This is a genomic window from Nostoc sp. (genome assembly GCF_036917135.1).
Classification (GTDB): Bacteria; Cyanobacteriota; Cyanobacteriia; order Cyanobacteriales; family Nostocaceae; genus Nostoc.
Window position 1 is genome coordinate 1 of record NZ_JBALEA010000024.1, and the last position, 4,934, is coordinate 4,934.

Below are 4,934 nucleotides of genomic sequence, written 5' to 3' on the forward strand. Positions count from 1 at the left end.
ATTAAAGAAGAAACTCGAGTGACTTAAGTCACTCGAGTCGCTTATATCTCAGTCCTAAAGGGACTGAGTTTTACGCTTACCGAGTGTTTCTATAACAAATGTAGAGACGTAGCAGTGCTACGTCTCTACTTAATTTTTGCAGGTAGAGTTAAACTCCTCCATAATTTCCGAAAATACTGATCACCTCGCTCAATCACACTACCTACTCCCGCATAACTAGTAACTTGGCTTCATAAGGGAACAATCATGTACACTTTTATAGTTCGCAAAACCGTCAAGCAAGCTTTTGAGTCTCTGAATCAAGGTGATTATGAGTCCGTTCTCAGGGGAGTTTCGCCCTCGATTACTCACACATTTAGCGGCAATCATGCACTCGGCGGTACTCGTCATAGTATTGAGGCAATGCGGCAGTGGTTTCAACGCCTCTACATTCTGTCACCTAAACTAAATTTCACCATCAAGAACATTGCTGTGAGTGGTTTTCCTTGGGATACAACAATCGCAGTTGAGTGGGTAGATTCTGCCAAACCCGCAGATGGTTCTGTGTATGTTAACGAAGGAGTTCACATCATCAAGATGCGTTGGGGGAAGGTCGTGTATCTCCATGCTTACCTAGATACGCAGTTAACAGAAGCTTTATGCCGACAGCTGGCAGCCTATGGTTTAGCAGAAGCTTCTGCCCCTCCAATTGAGGATTGATGAAAATATTTGGATTCAAATGCTTTTAGCGTTTCCGCTTACTTAGCAAGTGGCGTTTGAGGAACGAAACCCAACATTTCCAGGGCTTTGTTTGGTTAAGCAAAGCGCAACCCAACAAAGTAATTTTTCACATAGCCAAGCGTATTGGATTTTATCCCAAGTTCCAAAAGTTAGTATTGTTTAGGGACTTCCAAATAAAAAAACTCAGCCACCTAACGCAAAAAATCTCTCAGACCCTTATTCCTCTGTGGACTCTGCGCCTCTGCGGTTCGTTAATCGGGATAATTTATTTCTTGGAAGTCCCTTAGAATCTAAGCTCTGCTGGACTAGCTTTCAAGCAAATAATACTATGTATCACAACTTGGTGTTACTACGCAAAACCGTCCCTCTTTGAGTCGCAGAGAAACTTGAACTTTAGTTCAAGGCAGGGAAAGGTTTGTCGAACTCACATTAGATTAACAGCACAAGCCCTTTAGCACCTTTGCCAAATACTCATACTGCTCTAAAGTATTGTAAACCTGCGCCGAAATCCTTACCAACAGCCGAGGTTTTTCCTCCCAAGGCATCACCGCCACTTGAATACCAAACTTATCAAACAACTCATCATGTATAGACATAAAATCGCGGTTTTCCAAAGTCGTAGACAATGGGACAACCGCCATTGAACCAATCATCTCTTCTGGACAAGGCGGCTGCACTTCCAGCGCTTCACAAAGTAGCTGTCTTCCCTGCAACACTAGCTGATGATTTTTCTGTCTCAATTCTTTCCACCCACCAGGTAGCAACGAACCCATAAAAGCGATCGCTTCTGGTACACACATATAAGCTGTAGGATCATCTGTACCCGTCCAGTCAAATTCCAACTGAAAGCGGGTTTTATCAGTGCGTGGCGAATTTGTCCCGTGGCTAATTGTTAACGGACGAATTTCTAACTGTTTATCTCGTCGCACATACAAAAATCCTGCCCCTTTGGGCGCACACAGCCATTTATGACAATTCCCGGTGTAATAAGTTGCGCCAATTTCTGGCAAATTCAGAGAAATCATTCCAGGCGCATGGGCACCATCTACCAATGTATCTACACCCCGTTGTTGCAACTCCTGCACCAACTCTTGAATTGGGAAAATTAGCCCCGTCTGACTGGTAACATGATCCAGAAGTGCTAATCGGGTTTTTGGTGAAACTCCCTCAATTACTGCTGCGATTACTTGCTGTGGCGAGTCAATAGGGAAAGGAATTTTGGCCACCACCACCCGCGCACCAGTGCGAGTGGCAATAAAATCAAGTGCATTGCGGCAAGCATTATATTCGTGACTGGTTGTAAGTATCTCGTCCTCTGGTGAAAATACCAGCGACCTTAACACCGAATTAACGCCAGTCGTCGCATTAGGGACAAATACTAAATCCTGGACATCAGCACCCACAAAGACCGCCAACTTACTTCTAGCATCGTCTAGCAGGGGTTCCCACTCCCTACCAAAAAAGCGTATGGGTTCCTGCTCTAACTGCGATCGCAAACGTTCTTGAAATTCCAGCACTTCTTTAGGACAAGCACCAAAAGACCCATGATTCAGAAAGGTCACAGACGAATCCAGTGACCATAGATTACTGATAGATAATCTAGAATCCAAAATCTGAAATCCAAAATTGATTAACTCCCCAGGCCGGATTCGAACCAGCGACCAATCGATTAACAGTCGATCGCTCTACCACTGAGCTACTGAGGACCACTCACAATTTATAATCTTAGGGCTAAAAATAGAATTTGGCAAGTACTTTCGCAAATATTTTTTTTGAGATGCTTTATTAAAGAAATTTTGCAGTCAAAATCCATTCAGGAACTTAAGCAGAGACTGTTAAATACTAAATATTTACTATAATCCCATTCGTAATTCAGCCAGACGCTGCCGCGCCTTAGCATCAATGGCATTAGCTAAAAACCTACTCTTAGATTGTTTGCGCGTATGATACTTTTGTCGCATCCGGCAGACCGTGGTTTCCACTTCGCCACAGAGTTGTTGTGCCGACAACCATTCAGCCCCATACCCTTGAATCATTAACTGCTGTGCCCGATCTGATGTAGCAACAATCACACGAGAAATCAAAGATTGAGCTATTTGGTGGCGAAAAGAAGCGCAGGATTTTTCAATATAAGTATCTGCTGTTTGCCCAAAATCAGTGTAATAAACTGATAAAAGCTCAGTAATAATTTCTTTATTACTAGAGCAATTCTGATATTGGGCATCAAAAACTATCTGAGTTGTGTAACCTTGAAACGAACTATAACCAGTCATCGCTTCCACAAGTTCACCCCGTGCTGCCTCTAATCCAACACGATCGCGCGTTTTTTTAAGGCAAGGCCAAGCGCCTATGATATTGTAGCCGTCCACCAACAAAACGGCTTGGAGTAAGGAACGGGACATGGTTTTTAATCACAATTTTCTAGAGTTAACAAAATTCATTCATAAGTTTTATAATAATTGATGCATAGTCTGTAACACTATGCTACATAGAATAAAAAATACGGCAGCCTCATAAAACTCAAGCCGAAAATAGACCCACCAACTTAAAACGCGCCTTTTAAATAAAGGCGCGTTGCAGTTTTTTTTCAGCACTAGTAAAAATGAAAAGTACTGAGTTAAAAGACCACACATTAACAATTCAAAATTCAAAATTAAAGACATTGTAGATGTAGGGGTCTTAAACCCTTTTATTTACGATAAAGGCAAGAGCAGATATCGGGTGTAAAAATCCTCAGTACTTTTTACTTCACTCAGCACGGGCTAAACGCCCCGCTACTGCTAACAGCACTTAATTAAAAGGCTTCGCTTTCGCTTTCTACCTCCATCAGACGATGTTTGAGGCGTTGAGCTTCACCCCTATCTACCAGAGAGCCTTTTTCGAGCAAGAAAGCGCCGTCACAGTAATTTAACTCATCTAATCGATGCGTCACCCAGAGGGCTGTAATACCTCGACTTTTGACCAGGCGACGGACACCAGCAACTAAATCCAACTGGCTATCTGGATCTAGTAAGGCAGTGGGTTCATCTAATAATAAGACTTCACAGCGACGGGCGATCGCACCTGCGATCGCGACTCGCTGTTTTTGTCCCCCTGAAAGTGCATAGATAGGGCGTCGTTGCAGAGTAAGCAAATTCACTGCCCCAAGCGCCTCCTCAACCCTTGCTCTAGTAGCAGCAGGTGGCAACTTTTCTTCCACTAATCCAAAAGCTACATCTGCACCAACCGTTGGCATTACCAGTTGATGATCGGGATTTTGGAAGACAAAGCCAATGGGATGCAAAACCCGAATTTCGCCAGATTCAGGAGCTAACAACCCCGCCAGCAGTCTGAGTAACGTTGATTTCCCGCTCCCATTTGTACCCAAGAGCATCCAAAACTCACCCTTGGGCACTTCTAAAGAGCAAGATTTGATCACCTTCTCCCCATTAGGCCAACTGAAATTTAAATCCTTGACCTCAATGCCCACTTGAGCCATTTGTCAACCTTGGTTACTCAGCAGCTACAGCGAAAAATCCAGGAGGTCTAGTACCGCCAGGGGTCGTACCATCTTTCTGAACAATCTGCACCCCAGAAATTTCACTAGCGCGGACAGCAATTTTTTTCTCTGTCTTGCCCTCGCACTTGAGTTCTACAATGTCAGGGTTCCCAGAACGGATTGCTGCCAAAATTAGCTGATAGACAGCTTCAGCATCCTCTGCTGACTTGCGTTGTACCGAGATAGGGAAAGCAGTGTTTCTGATGCTTAAATCGATGGTAAACATTTAGCAATAATCAAATTTAACTGTGGACTCATTTTAGCGTCAGCTGGCTGATTCTAGGGAAATGGGTATTGGAAGAGGCAGAGGGGCAGGGTGCAGGGAGCAAGGGGGAGAATTCAAATTACCCCTTTCCCCTCTTGCTGCCCTACTTTATCTATCTCTTCTAGATAAAAAATTAATTTTTATTACAAAACCCCTAGAAAAATTAGCGATTTACACCTAATATGATTAAAGGTGTGTAAAAAATTGTAAACTTGGTTAACAACCCGGTTAACTTTCTGCTTATAGAGGGCTTTTATCTAGCCATCTATAATACAGATACAACCTGTACTTATAAACTATTTGGAGATTTGCTCTAATGACCATCGCAGTTGGACGCGCCCCCAGTAGAGGGTGGTTTGACGTTCTCGACGACTGGCTCAAGCGCGATCGCTTCGTATTCGTAGGTTGGTC

At 43.5% G+C, this 4,934-nt stretch carries 5 protein-coding genes and 1 tRNA gene; 1 reads left to right on the top strand and 5 read right to left on the bottom strand.

Features of this window, described 5'->3' with window-relative positions; translation table 11 throughout:
• The first annotated feature begins 246 nt into the window (after nucleotides 1–246).
• Entirely contained in the window at nucleotides 247–699 is a 453-nt protein-coding gene (locus V7K50_RS06705; RefSeq protein WP_334958394.1) for a nuclear transport factor 2 family protein, read from the top strand.
• A 455-nt stretch (nucleotides 700–1,154) separates the two neighbouring features.
• On the opposite strand, the gene V7K50_RS06710 is transcribed toward V7K50_RS06705, so the two are convergent.
• From V7K50_RS06710 to V7K50_RS06730, 5 genes are all read right to left on the bottom strand, one after another.
• Nucleotides 1,155–2,351, bottom strand: coding sequence for an aminotransferase class V-fold PLP-dependent enzyme (locus V7K50_RS06710; RefSeq protein WP_334958399.1), 1,197 nt, complete (start codon nucleotides 2,349–2,351; stop codon nucleotides 1,155–1,157).
• A gap of 3 nt (nucleotides 2,352–2,354) precedes the next feature.
• Nucleotides 2,355–2,426, bottom strand: a tRNA-Asn gene (locus tag V7K50_RS06715).
• 147 nt (nucleotides 2,427–2,573) lie between these two features.
• Complete coding sequence (locus V7K50_RS06720) at nucleotides 2,574–3,122, bottom strand: NYN domain-containing protein (protein WP_334958395.1); 549 nt, start codon at nucleotides 3,120–3,122, stop codon at nucleotides 2,574–2,576.
• Between the two features lie 392 nt (nucleotides 3,123–3,514).
• Nucleotides 3,515–4,198 (bottom strand): ABC transporter ATP-binding protein, encoded by a 684-nt coding sequence (locus V7K50_RS06725; RefSeq protein WP_334958397.1) that lies wholly within the window; start codon nucleotides 4,196–4,198, stop codon nucleotides 3,515–3,517.
• 13 nt (nucleotides 4,199–4,211) lie between these two features.
• Nucleotides 4,212–4,484, bottom strand: a complete 273-nt coding sequence (locus V7K50_RS06730) for a hypothetical protein (protein WP_334706188.1) — start codon at nucleotides 4,482–4,484, stop codon at nucleotides 4,212–4,214.
• Nucleotides 4,485–4,934 lie beyond the last annotated feature (450 nt).